The organism is Actinoallomurus sp. NPDC050550 (assembly GCF_040655075.1).
GTDB lineage: Bacteria > Actinomycetota > Actinomycetes > Streptosporangiales > Streptosporangiaceae > Actinoallomurus.
This window is the reverse complement of record NZ_JBFAJC010000098.1, coordinates 1-17,253: the sequence shown is the minus strand read 5'-3', so window position 1 is coordinate 17,253 and position 17,253 is coordinate 1. Positions and strand designations below refer to the sequence as shown.

Here is a 17,253-nt window from a genome sequence, read left to right as displayed (position 1 = left end):
ACGCAACCGATCCGGCGGCGGCGCAGGTAGTCGCGGATGCGTTTGGCCGAGTATCCCTTGTCGGCCAGCACCCGGCCGGGCCTGGTCCGCGGACGTCCAACTGCGGGCCGGGCGATCCGGATTCCTTCGATGACCTGCTCGAACATCGTGGAGTCGTTGATGTTGCCTGCGGTCACCTGGAGCACCAGCGGCAGGCCTCGCCCGTCGACGACCAGGTGGACTTTGGTGGTGAACCCGCCGCGGGAGCGGCCCAGGTGCTGGGCCGCCTGCCCGCTTTGATAGTCATCGTGCCCGATCGTCCCTGGATGGCTCCCCTTTTTTCCGCGCTCCGGCCGCATGGTGGTGAGCGCGGGCGATCGAGGAGTCGATGGCCACCACATCCAGGTCCAACATCCCGAGCGAGTCGTCCTTGAGCTGCATGTGTTCCAGCAGCCGGGCCCAGGTCCCGTCTTCATCCCAGCGTTTGTAGCGCTCGTAACAGGTCTGCCAGGGCCCGTACCGTTCAGGGATGTCCCGCCACGGTGAGCCGGTCCGCAACCGCCACAAGATTCCGTTGATCACCTGCCGGTGATCTCGCCACCGTCGGCCACGACCATCACCAGCGGGCAGCAACGGCTCGATTTCAGCCCAGGCAGCCTCGGTCAGCTCACCACGACGCACCACGAACGATCATCCAACCCGAACCCGCTGGATGCCGCCCGCTTTTTGTCAGACAGAACCTAGTCCGAGGCCGTTGAGGACGCCTTGGAGATATCCGATCGCGTGTGCCCTTCCTCTGCTGCAGTAGGCCTCCGGCGAGGTGTCGTACCAGGTGTCCGGGTCCCCGATCATCGCCGGTACGTGGTCGTCGATGAGGAAGCCGTCGAAGCCGATGTCATGGAGGCGCCGGATCACTCGTGCCGGGTCGAAGTTCCCTTCACCGAGGAAGCACTCGGTGAAGCGGGGAACGGTTCCTCGCACGTCGCGGAAGTGGACGTAGCAGATCGCGCCTGCGGCACCGAGCGTGTCGATCACCTCGTTGACGCTCTGCTCGCCGCCCATCTCCGATACCGTGCCGAGGCAGAGGTTGAGGCCCCACGCGGGGCTCGAACGCGCTTGCTCGCGCGCGGCGATCAACGCGGCAGGTGAAGTGAATATGCGGGCGGCCCCGCCAAGCGGCTCCTCGACCGGTGGGTCGTCGGGGTGCAACGCAAGCCGGACCCCGACCTCTTCGGCGACCGGAAGCACCGCGTCCAGGAAGTACTGGTGGTTGGCCCACATCTGCTCGGCGGTGAGAGGCTCGGTGAGAGACTCGTCCGGGGTCAACCGGTAGCCCGACAACGCGTTGCCTGCGCCGATGTCGGCGAGGTCGAAGGCTGTCACCTTCGCCCCTCCTCGCCCAGATACGGCCATGGAGGTGCGCCAGACGAAGGTGGCCAGGAAGTTGTATCCGAGAAGGTCGATGCCGACCGCGGCGATATTGCGAATCGTTCTGCAGTAGTTCTCGATCTGCTCGTCGCGTCCGGCCGCGCCGCGTTGGATCTTCCAGAAATGGGCGAGTGGCACGTTCTCCAGCCCGTCGATGGCCAGGCCGTCGGCGTCGCAGCGTTCGCGCAGCGCGCGCAGTTCGGACAGACTCCAATGGCCATCCTCGCCTGGCAGCAGGTTCGGGGTGTGCAACTGGACGCCGGTGAGTCCCAGCTGATGCGCGAAAGTCGCGACTCTGTGGTCGTATTCGTCAACGTGGCCGAGAGAAAGCCGGATGGTCATGCGCGGGTCACCTTCTGACGCTGCCGGAAAGGCCGGTCGATCTCGCCGAGGAAGTCTCCGTCGATGTCCGTCGTGAGTCCGCGTAGGTCCAGGTGGCGTCCGTCGCCGGTCAGCACGACGGGGATCTCCGCGCCGGGTGGGCCGACACGCATGTATCTCATTCTGTCCTTCCTCGTCGGAGAGGAGATGTGTCCCATGGGGTTCGGGCGTACGGGAGGTCAACCGGCGACGAGGCCGCCGTCGACGACCAGTTCCGTGCCGGTGATGAAAGCCGCATCGGCCGAGGCCAGGTACAGCGCGGCGGCGGCGATCTCGCCGGGATCACCGAGCCTGCCCATCGGCTGCCGGGCGACCAGACCCGCCCGTGCGCGATCGGGATCAGGCGCCGCGGCCAGGAGCCGACCCACCCATGGCGAGTCGACAGTGCCCGGGCATACGCAGTTGCAGCGGACTCCGGTGCCGGCGTACTGCACGGCCACCTGCCGGGTGAGGGCGATGACCGCGCCCTTGCTGGCGCAGTAGGCGGCACGGTCCTTTAGCCCGACCAGCCCGGCGGCCGACGCGGTGTTGACGATCACGCCGCGCTCCTGGGCCAGCATGATGGGCAGGGCGTGCTTGGTGCCGAGGAACACCCCGCGGGCGTTCACCGCGAAGACCCGATCCCACTCCTCGACGCTGCACTCCAACACGTCGGTGGTGGAGGCGGCTCCCGCGTTGTTGCAGAGCACGTCCAGGACTCCCGTGTCCCGGACCGCACGTGCCACGGCCGCTGCGACGGAGTCGGAATCGGCGACGTCCACCCGCAGCCCGACGGTCTCGTCCGGCACGCCGTCAGGGTGCAGGTCCGCCGCGTAGACGGCGGCGCCTTCATCCCGGAACCGCCGGGCCATCTCGTACCCGATTCCGGAGGCCGCCCCGGTCACCAGCACCGTCTGCCCGTCGAACCTGCTCACTGCCGTGGCTCCTTTCCGGGACGGCCGCTCGGCCATGGTCCCGCGAACGTTGTTTCCTCGGTCGCTTCCAGCTCCAGCAGGCGGTTCCATTTGGACGTGCGCTCGGATCGTTGTGTCGAGCCGACCTTGATCTGTCCGGCTCGCCAGCCGACGGCCAGATCGGCCGGCCAGTCGTCCTCCGTCTCCCCCGAACGAGCCGACACGACCGTGCGGTAACCCGCCGATCGGGCGAGCTCCAGGACCTCTCGCGCGCCGCTGAGCAGACCGTTCTGATTGGCCTTGATCAGGACAGAGTTGGCGATGCCGGCGTCGATGCCGCGGTGCAGCCGGTCGGGCCGGGTTACGAACAGGTCATCACCGACGAGTTCGACGCGATCGCCCAGCACCGCGGTGGCCTCCTGCCAGCCTTCCCAGTCGTCCTCGGCGAGGAGGTCTTCGACCGACACGACCGGGAATCGCTCGCACCAGTCCGCGACCTCCTCTGTGAGCCCACCGGCGGTGAGCTCACGGCCGTCGCGTGCCAGGCGGTACCGGCCGTCGGCGAAGAACTGGGAAGCCGCGACGTCGATCGCTATCGCGACGTCCGAGCCCGGGCTGAGGCAGGCCCGCTCTATCGCGTCGGTCAGCAGTTCCAGCGCGGCCCGGTTGGAACTGAGCGGCAGACCCAGACCTCCCTCGTCTGCGACGAGGACCGCCTGGTCATGGCCACGGGCCAGGGCAAGCTCCGTTGCGCTGTCGCGGACCGCCACGGACCACTCCAGTGCCTGTGAGAAGGTGCGGGCGCCGACGGGAATGACCAGGAAATCTTGGATGTCGAGCATCCGCCCGGCGTGTGCGCCGCCGGACAGGATGTTGACCATCGGCATCGGGAGCAGCAGCGGGGCCTGCTGCCCCGCGAACAGGCGGGCGAGTGAGGTTCCGCGGGCGTGGGCGTCGGCGCGTGCGGCGGCCAAGGATACGGCCAGGACGGCGTTGGCGCCCACGATCGAGAAGGACGGAGAGGGGTCGGCCTCTCTCAGAGCGGCGTCGACGTCGGCGGGGTCGAGCCCGATGACGCATCGCGCGAGTGTCGAGGAGACGTTCGCGACAGCACTGCGGACCCCACGGCCGGAAAAGCGGCTGCCACCGTCACGTAGTTCGACTGCCTCGTGCGAGCCGGCTGAGGCGCCCGAGGGGACGAGCGCCGTCCCCTGGTGACCGCCGGTGAGCACGACGCGGGCGGCGACCGTCGGCCTGCCGCGAGAATCCAGGGCTTCCCAGGCGTCGACTGCGGTGATCATCGTGCCGCCCTCAGGACGCGATCCCACATCTCGGTGGCCGAAGGGTCGTCGGCGGCGAGCAGGCTGAGCGCCAGGTGACGGACGGTCTGCCGGGCCGGGGGGAGCAGGTATTCCGCCGGGGAGAGGCCATCGACGCGGGCGAGGAGCAGGCAGGCCGTGTGCAGCCCGAGCCTCCGCACCGGCTCGGGACACGCCCGCTCGTACGAGCGGAGGAACCGCTGGGCGGCGTCGGCCATTTCCGCCGCGCGCCGTGGCAGGTGCAGTGCTTTCAGGACCAGGTGGCACTGCATGAACGCCAGATCGAAGACCGCGGCCCCGACGTGGGCGACTTCGAAATCGAGCACCATGAGCCCGCCTGGCCCGATCAGCACGTTCTTCGGTGAGAAATCGCCGTGGACGAGGCAGTCGCGGCGGGCCAGGAGCTCCCGCACGCACTCGTCGACGCGACCCGCGACGGCGGGGTGGGCGACGGCGACGGACCGGTGAAAAGGGGCGATGCGCAGCTGTTCGAATGCCTCGTAGTCGTTGAAACGGGCGGCGATCCGGCGATCGTGCCGGGTCCGCGAATGCCAGGTGCCGAGCACTGCGCCCAAGGTGCTCGCGGTATTCAGCGTGCCGGAGGTTCCGCCGGCGGTCTTCGCCGTTCCTGAGGTGTTCGTCGTACTCGTGGAGCCGCCGAGCGCCGGGTCCGGCGCCTCGCCGAGCAGCACGCTCTTCCATGGCACCCAGTCGGCGGGCGCCGCGGTCATGACGAGAGTGTTGGCGAGCGGATCGGCATGGCGGAGCTCGGGTGTGCACTCAGGGGTGATCGAGTGCAGCAGTTCGATCGCCCGAGCCTCGGTCATCGCCCGCTCGGGCTTGGCCGTCCATTCCCCTGCCACCAGCAGGCGGTTCAGGGCCCGCTTCACCACGATGCGGAGGGGAGCGGCGTCGACGAGAACGGTGTCACCGGAGACACCCCCGGTGAGAGCCGTAACTCGTGGTTCGGGCAGCTGCCCATGCGAACGCAGGTAGTCGATGATCGAGTCGGCTGCGGCCGCCTTGCCCGGTGCCTGCTTCATCGACCGGCTCATTCGGTGAAGTAGCCGGGGTGCTTGGCCCGCAATCCCGGAGCCTTTTCGAGGGCTCGCCGGGCGTGTCGGCTGATGAGCTCACGACCGGTCGTGATGTCACCGGCCTCGAAGGCGTCGACGATCGCCCGATGCTCGTCGATCAGTCCCCGTACGGTCGCAGCCTCGGGCAGGCTGAGCCTGCGCAAGCGATCGAGCTGAAGCTTCATCCGCTGGACCGCCTGCCAGGCGCCCGGGTAACCGGCCAGCGCGAAGATCTGCGCGTGCAGAGCCTCGTCCGCGGCGAAGAACGCGTCGAGGTCGTTCCGCCGATGACTGCGCTCCTGTTCCTCCAGCAGCTCTCGCAGAACCGTTACATCGCGTTCGGATCTTTCGCACGCGCTCTCGAACGCCGCCAGCTCCAGGCTCTCCCGTACGAACCGCGCCTCCTCGACGTCGTGCAGGCGGATCAGCGCGACTCGTGTCCCGACCTGGGGGACGACCGTCACGAGACCGTCATCGGCCAGCCTCGCGATCGCCTCACGCAGAGGGGTGCGGCTGACCTTCAGCCGCTCGGCCAGCTCGTTCTCGGACATGGACGCGCCGGGGGGTAGCCGCAGATCGCGGATCGCGGCGGCCAGCTCGTCGTGGACCCGGTCAGAGGTCCGCGTACGCGTGCGCGGCCGCGCTATCGGGGTGAGCGGCGAGGAGGTATCCGCAGGTGAGCCGTTGGACTTCATGACTCGGATTCTTGCATGCAAAAGAACTTGTATGCAAGTATGCCGGACAACGTACAGAAAGGAGGCGAGCGTGCCGAGTAACCTGCCGGAAACGGCGCATCAGCCGGCTCGCCAGAGCGACGAGCGCACCCCGGTGCTCTCCGCGACGAACATCTCCAAGCAGTTCGGCCACGTCACCGCGCTGAGCGACGTCTCGCTCGACGTAGCCCCAGGTGAGGTGCTCGCGTTGATGGGCGACAACGGCGCCGGCAAGTCGACGCTGGTCAAGATCCTCTCCGGCGTCTTCGCGCCGGACCGCGGGGACTTGCGGGTTCGCGGCCGGCGGGTCCACTTCACCGCTCCGTCCGACGCGCGAGCGGCGGGCATCGAGACCGTCTACCAGGACCTGGCGCTCGCAGACGACCTGTCCGCGTCGGCCAACCTCTTCCTGGGCCGCGAGCATCACAAACGAGGCCTGCTGGGACGGCTCGGAGTCCTCGACGTCAAGCGGATGCAGCGTGAGGCGAAGGAGCACCTCGACTCGCTCGGCGCGCGGGTGCCCGACCACCGTGCGCCCGTACGCATGTTCTCGGGCGGGCAACGGCAGAGCGTGGCGATCGCCCGCGCCGGTATCTGGGCCCGCGAACTGATCATCATGGATGAGCCGACGGCGGCGCTGGGCCTCGTGCAGACCGAGCAGGTCGCGCAGCTGATCAAGCGCACCCGCGATCGAGGGATCGCCGTGATCGTGATCAGCCACAGTGTGCCGTTCGTCTTCGACGTGGCCGACCGGATCGTGGTGCTACGGCTCGGAGCCACGGCCGCGACCCTCTCGCCGACGGAGGCGACCCATGACGACATCGTCGCGGCCATCACCGGCGCTTCGGTGACGGACGCGAGCGCGACGACGGGAGAGCACCGATGACCGATGCCCTGACCGCGCCGCCGACGGCCGCCACGGACGGTGAGACGAGGGGTCGCGCCGGCCGGGTCGCGACCGCCGTGACAGGCAACTGGGTCTTCCTTGCCCTGGTCGCGCTGATCGCATTCTTCTCCGTCAAGGCGGGCGGCACCTTCTTCGACGTCGGTAACTTCCGCAACATCCTGTTCAACGCGTCGACGACGACGCTGCTCGCCGTGGGGACCGCCTACCTGATCATCGGAGGGCAGCTGGACCTGTCGATCGGCTCGGTGCTGGTGTTCAGCGAGGTGGTCGGCGCCAAAACCATCCTCGCCGTGAGCGGGCCCGCAGCCAGATCCTTTCCGAACGCCACACTCGGCATCGTCATCGGCTTCGCCGTCAGCATCTCCATCGGGGCGGCATGGGGCCTCCTCAACGGGCTGCTCGTCACCCGGGTGAAGATCCCGTCGTTCATCATCACGCTCGGCACGCTCGGGATGGCGCTCGGCCTCGCACAGGTGATCACCAAGGGCACCGACGTGACGGGCATACCGCCAAAAATGATCACAACGATCGGTGTCAGGCGCCTTCTCGGCCTCCCGCTGCCGATCTGGATCGCCGCCGTGGTCGCCGTCGTCGCCGGCCTGGTCCTCGCCAAGACCCGGTTCGGCCGCTACACGTACGCCATCGGTTCGAACGCCGAAGCAGCGCGGCGCAGCGGCATCAAGGTCTCACGACACGTCGTCATCCTGTTCGTCATCATGGGCGCGCTGGCGGGTCTCGCCGCCATGCTCGACGTGGCCAGGTACACGACGACCGAGGTCAGCGGCCACAGCGCCGACAATCTCGTCGCGATCGCCGCCGTGATCATCGGTGGTGCCAGCCTGTTCGGCGGCCGGGGGACGATCTTCGGCGCCGCCGTCGGCGTCCTGATCCCCGCAGTGCTCAACAACGGCCTGGTCATCATCAACGTCCAGCCGTTCTGGCAGACCGTCGCCATCGGAGCGATCCTCATCATCGCGGTCGCCGTGGACAACATCAAGCGCAGTCAGCGGATGCGGGCGTCCTGACGACCCGTCGTCCCGATCTCCGCACCGCCCCGATCCCGCTACAGCTCAATCGTATGGAGTCCCCTATGTCACGGAAGAACACGGGAGCCGTGCTGACCGCGACGGCCGCCGCAGCCGTACTGGCCATCTCAGGCTGCTCGTCACCGAAGCCCGGCGGCTCGAAGAGTTCCGGCGAGCACCACACGATCGCCTTCATCCCCGGGTGCACGTGCGACCCGTACTACTCCACGGAGACGGCCGGGTTCCAGGCGGCCGCGAAGGCCGCGGGCGCGACCCCGATCGTCCAGGGGCCTGCCGACTTCCAGGCGTCGGAGCAGATCCCCGTGCTGCAGGCGGTCGTGCAGCGCAAGCCTGATGCGATCGTCATCGATCCGACCGACGCCACCGCGCTGGCCGCGCCGATCGAGGCGGCCGTCGCCCAGGGCATCCCGGTGATGACGACCGGGAACAACGTCCACACCAGCAAGATCTTCACGGCGATCGCCGCCAGCTCGGTCAAGGGGGGCGAACTCGGCGCTCAGGAACTGATGAAGCAGGCACCGCAGGGCGGTGAGGTCGTGTTCGTGCACATCAAACCGGGCATCAGCTCGATCGACGACCGTGACACCGGCTTCAAGCAGGCGTTCAACGGGCAATCGAAGTACGCCGTGCTGCCCGAGCTGTACGCCGGGAACGACTCGGCGACCCAGGCCGCCGGCCTCGTCTCCGCGACCCTTTCATCGCACCCGAAGCTTGTGGCGATCTTCGCCTCCAACGTCATCACCGCCGAGGGCGCGGCCAACGCCGTACAGACGGCCGGCAAGAAGGGCAAGATCGCGGTGCTCGGCTACGACGCCGGGCCGCAGGAGGTCACCGATCTGCAGGCGGGCTCACTGACCGCGCTGGTCTCGCAGAATCCGTACCAGATCGGGCAGTTGGCGGTGGCGAACGCGGTGAAGTACCTCAACGGGGACAAGAGCATCGCGAAGGACCAGCCGCTCACGCCACTGGTACTAACGAAACAGAACCTGAACGATCCGCAGTCACAGACGGCGTTGTACAAGTAGAGCCACTCGCCCACGTGCCCGGGACAGAGCCGTCCCGGGCAGGTGAGCCTTTCGCGGGAGGGTAAGCGTGCCCGAATTCAACGGCAAGGTGGCCCTGATCACTGGCGGGCTCAGTGGAATCGGCCGGGCGGCGTCCGAACTTCTGGCACAGCGCGGGGCGCGCGTCGTCGCCGCCGGACTTGGAGGCGACGGATCGACTCCGCCTTCGCCGGAAGGCGTCGAGCAGGTCGAGGTCGATGTGACCGACGAGGCGGCGGTGGCCGCACTCGTCGACCGGGTGGTGGCGAATCACGGAAGACTCGACGTCCTGGTCTCGTCCGCGGGTATCCAGCGGTACGGCACGGCCGGAGAGGTGAGCGGCACCGAGTGGGACGAGGTCCTGGACGTCAACCTCAAGGGCGCGTTCCTGGCGGCCAAGTACGCCCTGCCCGCGCTACGGTCGGCCGGTGCCGGGTCGATCGTGTTCGTGTCCTCGGTTCAGGCCTTCGTCACCCAGACCTCGGTCGCCGCGTACACGACGAGCAAGGGCGCGCTCAACGCCCTGGCCCGATCGATCGCCATCGACGAGGCTCGGTTCGGGGTCAGGGCCAACACCGTCTGCCCTGGCTCGGTGGACACTCCCATGCTGCGGTCGGCGGCACGGGGCTTCTGCGACGGCGGCGAGGAGGCCGTCGCGGCGCTCATCGCATCCTGGGGACGCGGCCACCCTCTGGGTCGGGTGGCACGCCCGGAAGAGGTCGCCGAGGCCATCGCCTTCCTCGCCAGTGACCGGGCCGGTTTCATCACCGGAGTCGCGCTGCCCGTCGACGGCGGGCTCCTCGCGCAGGTCTCGGTGGTGCTTCCGCAATGAACGCGCCGACGATGCCGCACACGAGCCATCCCCTCCAACCGCTCCCTGGATCGTCATGATGGACATCGACATCAGCGTCGCGTTCCCGTGCTCCGCTCGTGTCGGCGAAGGCCCCTTCTGGGATCGCCGGACCGGTCTGCTGCACTGGGTCGACATCCTGGCCGGACGCATCCATACCGGCGACACCCGGACCGGGAGCCGACTGGAGCCCGTCACCCTGCCGACGCTGGTCGGCGCCGCCGTCCCCAAGACCAGCGGGGGCTTCGTCGCCGCGACGAAAGAGGGGTTCGCCGACGTCGACCCCGGCGGCACCTCGACCACACGATCGGCGTTCCTGCCCGCCGGTCATCGGATGAACGATGCCAAGTGCGACGCGTCCGGTCGGCTCTGGGCGGGCAGCACCGACATGGACTTCGCCCCCGGACAGGGCGCGCTGCACGTGCTGTCGCCGGACTGGTCCAGCCTGCACGTGCTCGACGGTCTCACGCTGCCCAACGGGCTCGGCTGGAGCCCGGATCAGCGCACCTTCTACCTCGTCGACACCATCGCCGGTGAACTGAACGCCTTCGACGTCACCCCCGGCCGGTCGACTCTGGCCAACCGCCGCCTGCTCACACGCTTCAACGAGTCGTCCGGTATGCCCGACGGGATGACGATCGACACGGACGGATGCCTGTGGATCGCGATGTGGGGCGGTGACCGGCTCCTCCGCATCTCCCCGGAAGGGCGTACGTTGATGGAGCTCCCGGTGCCTGCGCGGCAGCCGTCGTCCTGCACCTTCGGCGGCCCGGACCTGGACGTGCTCTACGTGACCACAGCGAGAGAGGGCCTCGACCTCGAAGAGGAAGACCCTGCGGGATCGGTGCTGGCGGTGCGCGGCCTCGGCGCCCGCGGCCTGCCGGCGACGAGGTTCGGTGGATGATGGCAGCCACGCCTTCACTCGTACTGCGCAGCGACCTTCTCACGGTCGAAGTGCTGCCCGGCAAGGGTGCCGACATCGTCTCGTTCGTCGACGTCGCAAGCGGTGTCGACGTGCTGTTTCGCTCGCCCTGGGGCCGTCGCGACCCGGCCCGTCTCCCCTCCACCGGCGACAGCCGACTCGACTGGCTGGCCCGGTACCCGGGCGGCTGGCAGCAACTCGTCCCGAACGCTGGAGCACCACGTGTCGTCGACGGAGTTCTGCGCGGCTATCACGGTGAGGCCGCCGTCGTCGGATGGGACGTCGAGTCCGCCGACCAGAGCAGGACGTCGCTCAGCGTTCAGCTCGTCACGGCACCGCTTCATCTCACGCGTTCGCTCCGACTGGAGGGCGCATCACTGCACGTCTCCGACACGGTCCGCAACACCTCCCCCGACCCGGTCCCGGTCATGTGGGTGCAACACCCCGCGTTCGGCGCACCGTTCATCAACGAGCGCAGCACGCTCACTTCCGGTGCCCGCGGCATCCTCACCGACGCCGACACGCCGGGAAACGTCCTGCCCCCGGATATCGCCGCCCCCTTCCCGGCCACGGTCGGTTCCGACGGATCCCCTCTTCACCTTGGTGAACTGCCCGGTCCGGGAAGCGGACGCGCACTCTTCGCGGCACTGACCGACTTCGACTCGGGTTGGTTCGCCATCAACAGCCCCAGCGCCGGATTCGGCATTCGAGTCGACTGGGATGCCACGGCGATGCCGTACGCCTGGTTCTGGCAGGAATGCAACGCCACCAGCGGCTTCCCATGGTTCCGGCGCGCCTACGTCATCGCCGTGGAGCCGGCCAACGTCCTGCCCGGAGACCCTTCACCCGCGCGACCTGACCGTGGATCTGCTCCCGTGCTCGCACCAGGAGCGAGCTGGAACACCGAGCTCACGGTCACTCGCACCGAACTGTGAACCGGCATCGCCGGCGGTGGACTCATCGCATCGCCCAGATGCCAGAATAATTCTGATCTTTCTTACATAGCCAGCCAGTAGATCATATCTATCTGCATCCCGTCGTCCCCACCGAACGCGACCTCGTGGGGGCGCGCGCCCCGTCGGCGATCGGGGTGCGGGCCATGCCCGTTGCCCGGAAGGGTCTCGTGGACACCGGCGAGCCCGCCGTTGTCGTCCGGCTGGTGGACGCTCATCACAGGTGGCGCTCGCACCCCGTCCAGGCCCCTGCGGAGACGACCCGCCGAAGGTGGATGCACGTCACCTATGGCGCCGGGCGTATAGATGTGCTTCACTTTGATCTCGACAAGAGATAGATCTGAAACATATTCTCGGTCACATCAACCACTCACAGCCCCGAGTCACGCACTCCGCCAAGTCTGATCCCGTCACCAGGTCAGGGGCTCATCCGTCGCCACCCTGTCTCAGGCGACCTTTGGATCGAACATGCCCGTTGAGCTGGTGATTCTTCTCATTCCTCATCGCCGCCCAGGTCGCGATCCCGCGCAGCGGCGTCGATCTCAATGTCCTCGGTCACGTTCGGCTCCGCGGCAGATGATGCCACCGCTAGTAAAGGAGATCCCCATGCGAATAAAACCGATGATGGCCGTCCTATCGTCGACCCTGGCGCTCATCACCACGGTAGGCGGCCCTGCTCCGGCGGCGCTGGCATCTGCTGCACACGCCTTCACCGTCCGCGCGGGTTCCTTGCGCATCACGCTGAACGCCTCGGGCAGGATCACAAGTCTGCGGGACATGGCACACCGTCGCGAGTACGCCAGCGCGGATCATCCGGCGTCGCTGATCAAGCTCGTTGCCGATGGGGCACAACAGTTGCCCACGTCATTGTCGTACGACACGGCTTCGTCGACGTTCACCTTCGAGTTCGGCTCGAAGCACATCCGGGTCAGTGTCCAGGTCGTGCCGAAGGCCGGCTACTCGACGTTCGAGGTGGCGAGTCTCAAAGCCCCGGCCGGCGTGGACGTGCAGACGCTCATGTGGGGACCGATCACCACGACCATCACCCAGACCGTCGGGGAGAGTGTCGGCGTGGTCCGCGACAGTGACTTCGCGATCGGAATCCACGGGCTCAACGACAAGACGATCGGCGGGTGGCCGGATGAGTTCGACAATCTGAGCTACCCCGACGGGCCCCCCAAAGTGGGAGGTTCGAACTGGCCGTTCGGATGGTTCAGCGCGTCTGAGACCAACTGGGGCAGCATCCTGCAGGCATACACCTACGACTCCACGAAGACGCGGTACCGGATGGTCGGCTGGCCGGACATCAACGAGCCGCGCGTGCCGGTTCCACCGATGAGCGGCCCCGACGCGCTGATAAAGGGATCGAAGATCGCCCTGTTCGGGACCGAGCCGGACAACGTCCTGAACACCCTGTCGCGCGTCGAGACCGGCGAGAGCCTGCCGCACCCGAAAATCAACGGTGAGTGGGAGAAGACCTCGCAGGGGGCCTCCCAGTCCTTCCTCGTCTTGTCCGACATCAGCACGAACACGGTCACGGCGGCAAGCCGGTACGCGAAGCAGGCCGGAATCAAGTACATCTACTCACTGCCGTCGGCGGACGGTCCCTGGACGTCGGCCGGCCACTACCAATTCGACTCGGCGTTCGGCGGATCGGACGCCGGCGCGACCGGATTGACGAGTACCGCGGCCCGGAACGGGGTCAAGGTAGGGGTTCACACCCTGTCCGACTTCATCGATACCAACGACCCCTACGTCGCGCCTGTCCCCGACCCGGGTCTGGCCATACAGGGCTCGGTCAAGCTCACCAGGCCGCTGGATGCCGCTTCGAAGACGGTCTACGTCGATGGAGACTCCATCTTCAAAGGCGGCCTGTTCAATCTCATGCGCATCGGGAATGAGATCCTCAACTTCAAGTCCGTGACACCGGTCCCCGGCTCCTCAACGGAATGGCAGGCAAGCCTGATTTCGCGGGGAATGTTCGGAACGAGTGCGGCCGCCTATCCGGCGGGTGCTACATTGACCCGCCTTCAGGGGAACGAATACGGCGGATTCATCGGCGGCGTGACCATGATCGACAGACTGTCGAGCCGTCTCGCGCAAATCTTCAACACCACGGGTATCAAGGCGATGTCCTTCGATGGCATGGAGTCCGCGTCGCAGGCCGGATACGGCACATATGCGACGAACAAGATGATCAACGGGATGTACCGCAAGCTCAACTCCACCGATGATTTCATCTCCGAAGCGAGCAACGTCGTCCCCGGCACATGGGACGCGCAAGGCCGGGTGAGCTGGGGCGAGACCTGCTGTACCCCGCTTTCCGTTCGCTACGACCACCAGGCCTACTACCGGCGCAACTACCTGCCCGACATGATGGGCTGGGTCTCCTACAGCCCCAGCGACTCAACCCTTGACCAGGAATGGCAGCTGTCAAAGATGGCGAGCTGGAACGCCGGCGCCGGCCTCCAGGCCAGCGTTCACGCCCTCGACAGCAGCGGCGACACCGCTCAGGTGCTGAACGCCTGGAAGCAGTGGGAAACGGCCCGGAACTCACACGCCTTCAGCGACCGGCAGATGACCGAGATGCGAGACCCGAACACCTACTGGCACCTCGAGAACGTCGTCCCCGGCAAAACCTGGAAGCTCTACGACATCGAGTACCCCGCGAAGCCGCTCAGCGCGCCGAACAACGGCACCACGAGCACCTGGCAGTACACCAACACCCACACCGCACAACCCCTGCAGTTCCAGTTGCACGCCTCCGGCGGCGCCGTGACCAACCCCTCGGTCACCATCGGAGGCAACACGGCGACCTTCGACACCACCGTGCCCGCCGACGGCTACCTGGTGGACGACGGCACCGCGACGGCCAAACTGTACGACCACACCTGGCACCTGCTCGGCACCGTGACCGCGCAAGGGTCCGCCTCCTTCACGTCCGGCGCCCAGTCAGTCGGCTACAGCGCGACCGGTACGACAGGCTCGACATCCCAGATCCGGTTCCTCACCACCGGCGCCCCCGAACAAGTCACCGCCCGGACACACCACGCTTAAACGGCGGCCGGCCGATTCAGGTGTAAGCGAAATCGCCAAGATACGCACGGGCAGCGATGGCGTCTCCCGCCCATAAGCACACTTATCCGCAATTCGGGCTGGACGTCACGCAGTCTCCCTGGTCTCCTCGCCGAAACGGCGAGGAGACCAGGGTTAAGCGCGTCGCCGACGGCTACGATCACACCGGCCATGCACACGCGACCCGCGGATCACGTCCACGCGGGTGGCGTGCGGACGGCTCGAATGCTCAGCTTCCGCACATCAAGCGTGCTCGGCCGCCCAGCCCCGTGCCGGCTTGAGGCCGACTTCTCGACGCCGGTTTCTTGTGGCCGGTTTCTTGTGGCCGCGCCCCGACCCAGGCCAACGGCCTGATCCGTTCTCCGCGGGTCAAGCTCCCGCTACCGGAAACTCGCCTCCGAGCAGCCCGTCCGACCGGAGGTCGGACCAGAGCTTCGCGGGGACCGGAAAGCCGGCCATCCGCAGCCCGTCGCTGACCTCGGCCGCAGAGCGGGCGCCCAGCAGGACCGTGGTGATGGCCTGGTGCGCCGCAGTGAACTGGAGTGCGGCGGCGCGCAATGGTGTTCCGTGCCGCTCGCAGATCTCCTTCATCCGCAGGGCGCGGGCCAGAACGGAAGGCGGGGCGACCGCGTAGTCGTATCGCATACCGGGGCGGGGGGCGGCGAGCAGTCCGCTGTTGAACGCGCCGCCCGCGATCACGCCGACGCCGCGCTCGGCACACAGCGGCAGCAGGTCCTCGGCGGCCGAGTGGTCGAGCATCGTGTAGCGCCCGGCCACCAGGACGCAGTCCAGATCCGTCTCACGGACGAACCTGGCGAGCGCCGCCGTCTCGTTCATACCGACGCCGATGGCGCCGACCGTTCCCTGGTCCCGGAGTTCGCGCAGCGCGGGATAAGCCTCGTCGATCGCCTGCTCGACATGGTCGTCCGGGTCATGGATGAGCGCGATGTCGATCCGGTCCAGTCCGAGGCGTTCGAGACTGTCGTCCAGGGAGCGGCGGACTCCGTCGCGGCTGTAGTCGCGAACCCGCGTACGGGCGGGAGTGCCGTGGAAACCATCGACGCCGTCGGGCGGCGGCACCTCCGCTGGTACGAGCAGGCGCCCTACCTTCGTGGAGACCGTGAAGTCGGTGTGGGGCCGTTCGCGCAGGAACGCACCGAGTCGCTCCTCGGATAGGCCGACGCCGTAGTGCGGTGCGGTGTCGAAGTAGCGGACACCGCCGTCCCACGCCGCCTGGATGGCGGCCTCGGCATCCGCGGCGTCGACGGACGCGTAGAGTCCGCCGATCGCGGCGGCGCCGAATCCGATCCGGGTGACGCGGGCGGCGCTCGTGCCGAGGCGCTGTCCGTTCACCGTCTCCTCTCGGCCTCTCGGACAAGTGACCCAGCGGAGGCGTCTTCGGTCTGGCCGTTCGCGAAGTAGGTGGCGACCTCGGTGGCCGGAGGAGGTACGTCCACGGCCCGGCCGCCGTCCCGGAGGGACATGGTGGCGGCGTATCCGGCGGCGACCGCCTCACGCGCCGCGACAGGAGATGTGACGGTGGCCGCGCCCGTACGGATGAAGTGCAGGAACTCCTCCACCAGGCGGGGGTCGGCGCCTCCGTGCCAGCCCTCCTGCTTCGGGATGGGAAGTTCGAGGTCGGCGTCCGCGCGGTAGTCCGAACGGCGGTTCCAGACCTTGATGGTCGCCCCTTCGGCGTCGCCGAAGTTCTCCAGGCGCCCCTCGGTTCCGATGACGGTGTAGTTGCGCCAGTAGTCCGGGGTGAAGTGGCACTGCTGATAGCTCGCGAACACTCCGTTGTCCAGCCGCATCTGCATCATGCTGAGGTCCTCGACGTCGACGACCGGGTTCAGGTCCCGCAGGCTCGAGGGGGGCCAGTTGTGCTCGGGGTCGAGCCAGTCCGTCATGCGCTCCCCTGCCCGATCGCGCCGGGAGGTGATGTCGCCGTACACGACCAGGCCTCCCATGCCGTTCACCCGCCGGGAGTAGCCCCCGCCGAGCCAGTGGATGACGTCGATGTCGTGAGCGCCCTTCTGCAGCAGCAGACCGGTGGTGTTCCGCCGGTCGGCGTGCCAGTCCCTGAAGTAGAAGTCTCCCCCGTGTCCGACGAAGTGCCGGCACCAGATCGCCTTGACCGAACCGATGGCACCCTCTTCGATCAGTTTGCGCATGGCGACGACGACCGGCATGTGCCGCATGTTGTGCCCGACGTACAACGGCGTTCCCGACGTTCGCGCGACCGCCAGCAGCCGGTCGCAGCCGGCGGTGGTGATGGCGAGCGGCTTCTCCAGGAACACCGGGATGCCCGCCTGGAGGAACTCCACACCGATCGGCTCGTGCGTGTGGTCCGGGGTCAGCACGAACACGCCGTCGAGATCGGCGTGCAGGAGTTCGCGATGGTCGGTCGTGGTCGTCACGTCGGGTCCAAAGCGCTGCCGGGCCTTCTCCAGCATCTGGGGATCCCGGTCGCAGCAGGCGACCAGTCGTGATCCGGCTCCGGGCCGATGCGCGAGGTCGGCGAGGGTACTGCGTACCCCCAGTCCGATCACACCGAGCTTGAGATCGTCCATACCAGTGTCCTAATCAGTTCTGGGAGCCTGCCATCCGGCAGACTCCTGGGTTGGTTGGTAGCCGCCGGCAAGTGAGCACTCATGTGTCCTGGACATCG

15 protein-coding genes and 1 pseudogene are annotated in these 17,253 nt (G+C 67.6%); 7 read left to right on the top strand and 9 right to left on the bottom strand.

Going from position 1 to position 17,253, the window contains the following annotated elements; translation table 11 throughout:
• The 7 genes and pseudogenes from AB0I04_RS53295 to AB0I04_RS53265 all read right to left on the bottom strand — a co-directional run.
• A pseudogene (locus AB0I04_RS53295) lies at positions 1–663 on the bottom strand (IS5 family transposase); the annotation flags it as partial.
• A gap of 45 nt (positions 664–708) precedes the next feature.
• Positions 709–1,749 (bottom strand): mannonate dehydratase, encoded by a 1,041-nt coding sequence (locus AB0I04_RS53290; protein WP_360904102.1) that lies wholly within the window; start codon positions 1,747–1,749, stop codon positions 709–711.
• Positions 1,746–1,910 carry a hypothetical protein gene (locus tag AB0I04_RS53285; protein ID WP_360904100.1) on the bottom strand — a complete coding sequence of 55 codons (165 nt, stop codon included), beginning with the start codon at positions 1,908–1,910 and terminating at the stop codon, positions 1,746–1,748. Before AB0I04_RS53285 ends, AB0I04_RS53290 begins: the two co-directional genes overlap by 4 nt.
• A 57-nt stretch (positions 1,911–1,967) precedes the next feature.
• Positions 1,968–2,702 carry a glucose 1-dehydrogenase gene (locus tag AB0I04_RS53280; RefSeq protein ID WP_360904098.1) on the bottom strand — a complete coding sequence of 245 codons (735 nt, stop codon included), beginning with the start codon at positions 2,700–2,702 and terminating at the stop codon, positions 1,968–1,970.
• Entirely contained in the window at positions 2,699–3,982 is a 1,284-nt protein-coding gene (gene eno, locus AB0I04_RS53275) for a phosphopyruvate hydratase (protein ID WP_360904096.1), read from the bottom strand. Before eno ends, AB0I04_RS53280 begins: the two co-directional genes overlap by 4 nt.
• A complete protein-coding gene (locus tag AB0I04_RS53270) occupies positions 3,979–5,043 on the bottom strand; it encodes an aminoglycoside phosphotransferase family protein (RefSeq protein ID WP_360904094.1) in 1,065 nt (354 codons plus the stop codon). Before AB0I04_RS53270 ends, eno begins: the two co-directional genes overlap by 4 nt.
• An 8-nt stretch (positions 5,044–5,051) precedes the next feature.
• Positions 5,052–5,771: a GntR family transcriptional regulator gene (locus AB0I04_RS53265; RefSeq protein ID WP_360904091.1), complete on the bottom strand. Its 720-nt coding sequence runs from the start codon at positions 5,769–5,771 to the stop codon at positions 5,052–5,054.
• 70 nt (positions 5,772–5,841) lie between these two features.
• Between AB0I04_RS53265 and AB0I04_RS53260 the strand changes: the two genes are divergently transcribed.
• The 7 genes from AB0I04_RS53260 to AB0I04_RS53230 all read left to right on the top strand — a co-directional run bounded on the left by AB0I04_RS53260 (position 5,842) and on the right by AB0I04_RS53230 (position 14,567).
• On the top strand, positions 5,842–6,675 hold the full coding sequence (locus AB0I04_RS53260) for an ATP-binding cassette domain-containing protein (RefSeq protein WP_360904088.1): 834 nt from the start codon (positions 5,842–5,844) through the stop codon (positions 6,673–6,675).
• Positions 6,672–7,721: an ABC transporter permease gene (locus tag AB0I04_RS53255; RefSeq protein ID WP_360904085.1), complete on the top strand. Its 1,050-nt coding sequence runs from the start codon at positions 6,672–6,674 to the stop codon at positions 7,719–7,721. Before AB0I04_RS53260 ends, AB0I04_RS53255 begins: the two co-directional genes overlap by 4 nt.
• A 65-nt stretch (positions 7,722–7,786) precedes the next feature.
• Positions 7,787–8,767: a substrate-binding domain-containing protein gene (locus tag AB0I04_RS53250; protein WP_360904082.1), complete on the top strand. Its 981-nt coding sequence runs from the start codon at positions 7,787–7,789 to the stop codon at positions 8,765–8,767.
• 67 nt (positions 8,768–8,834) lie between these two features.
• Positions 8,835–9,617, top strand: a complete 783-nt coding sequence (locus AB0I04_RS53245) for an SDR family oxidoreductase (protein WP_360904079.1) — start codon at positions 8,835–8,837, stop codon at positions 9,615–9,617.
• A gap of 55 nt (positions 9,618–9,672) precedes the next feature.
• A complete protein-coding gene (locus AB0I04_RS53240) occupies positions 9,673–10,539 on the top strand; it encodes an SMP-30/gluconolactonase/LRE family protein (RefSeq protein ID WP_360904076.1) in 867 nt (288 codons plus the stop codon).
• Positions 10,536–11,492, top strand: a complete 957-nt coding sequence (locus AB0I04_RS53235) for an aldose 1-epimerase (RefSeq protein WP_360904073.1) — start codon at positions 10,536–10,538, stop codon at positions 11,490–11,492. The genes AB0I04_RS53240 and AB0I04_RS53235 overlap by 4 nt, the downstream gene beginning before the upstream one ends.
• Positions 11,493–11,978: 486 nt before the next feature.
• Positions 11,979–14,567 carry a hypothetical protein gene (locus AB0I04_RS53230; protein WP_360904070.1) on the top strand — a complete coding sequence of 863 codons (2,589 nt, stop codon included), beginning with the start codon at positions 11,979–11,981 and terminating at the stop codon, positions 14,565–14,567.
• 387 nt (positions 14,568–14,954) lie between these two features.
• Here AB0I04_RS53230 and AB0I04_RS53225 read toward each other — a convergent pair whose 3' ends face one another.
• Together AB0I04_RS53225 and AB0I04_RS53220 are read right to left on the bottom strand one after the other, a co-directional pair.
• A complete protein-coding gene (locus AB0I04_RS53225; RefSeq protein WP_360904067.1) occupies positions 14,955–15,938 on the bottom strand; it encodes an aldo/keto reductase in 984 nt (327 codons plus the stop codon).
• Positions 15,935–17,155, bottom strand: coding sequence for a Gfo/Idh/MocA family oxidoreductase (locus AB0I04_RS53220; RefSeq protein ID WP_360904064.1), 1,221 nt, complete (start codon positions 17,153–17,155; stop codon positions 15,935–15,937). Before AB0I04_RS53220 ends, AB0I04_RS53225 begins: the two co-directional genes overlap by 4 nt.
• Between the last annotated feature and the right edge of the window lie 98 nt (positions 17,156–17,253).

What these genes read in the sequence shown, in the direction of transcription:
- AB0I04_RS53240 (WP_360904076.1), top strand. Translation starts at nt 9,673, where the DNA reads ATGATGGACATCGACATCAGCGTCGCGTTCCCGTGCTCCGCTCGTGTC.
- AB0I04_RS53255 (WP_360904085.1), top strand. Translation starts at nt 6,672, where the DNA reads ATGACCGATGCCCTGACCGCGCCGCCGACGGCCGCCACGGACGGTGAG.
- AB0I04_RS53265 (WP_360904091.1), bottom strand. Translation starts at nt 5,771, where the DNA reads ATGAAGTCCAACGGCTCACCTGCGGATACCTCCTCGCCGCTCACCCCG.
- AB0I04_RS53220 (WP_360904064.1), bottom strand. Translation starts at nt 17,155, where the DNA reads ATGGACGATCTCAAGCTCGGTGTGATCGGACTGGGGGTACGCAGTACC.
- AB0I04_RS53235 (WP_360904073.1), top strand. Translation starts at nt 10,536, where the DNA reads ATGATGGCAGCCACGCCTTCACTCGTACTGCGCAGCGACCTTCTCACG.
- AB0I04_RS53250 (WP_360904082.1), top strand. Translation starts at nt 7,787, where the DNA reads ATGTCACGGAAGAACACGGGAGCCGTGCTGACCGCGACGGCCGCCGCA.
- eno (WP_360904096.1), bottom strand. Translation starts at nt 3,982, where the DNA reads ATGATCACCGCAGTCGACGCCTGGGAAGCCCTGGATTCTCGCGGCAGG.
- AB0I04_RS53285 (WP_360904100.1), bottom strand. Translation starts at nt 1,910, where the DNA reads ATGAGATACATGCGTGTCGGCCCACCCGGCGCGGAGATCCCCGTCGTG.
- AB0I04_RS53290 (WP_360904102.1), bottom strand. Translation starts at nt 1,749, where the DNA reads ATGACCATCCGGCTTTCTCTCGGCCACGTTGACGAATACGACCACAGA.
- AB0I04_RS53270 (WP_360904094.1), bottom strand. Translation starts at nt 5,043, where the DNA reads ATGAAGCAGGCACCGGGCAAGGCGGCCGCAGCCGACTCGATCATCGAC.
- AB0I04_RS53230 (WP_360904070.1), top strand. Translation starts at nt 11,979, where the DNA reads ATGCCCGTTGAGCTGGTGATTCTTCTCATTCCTCATCGCCGCCCAGGT.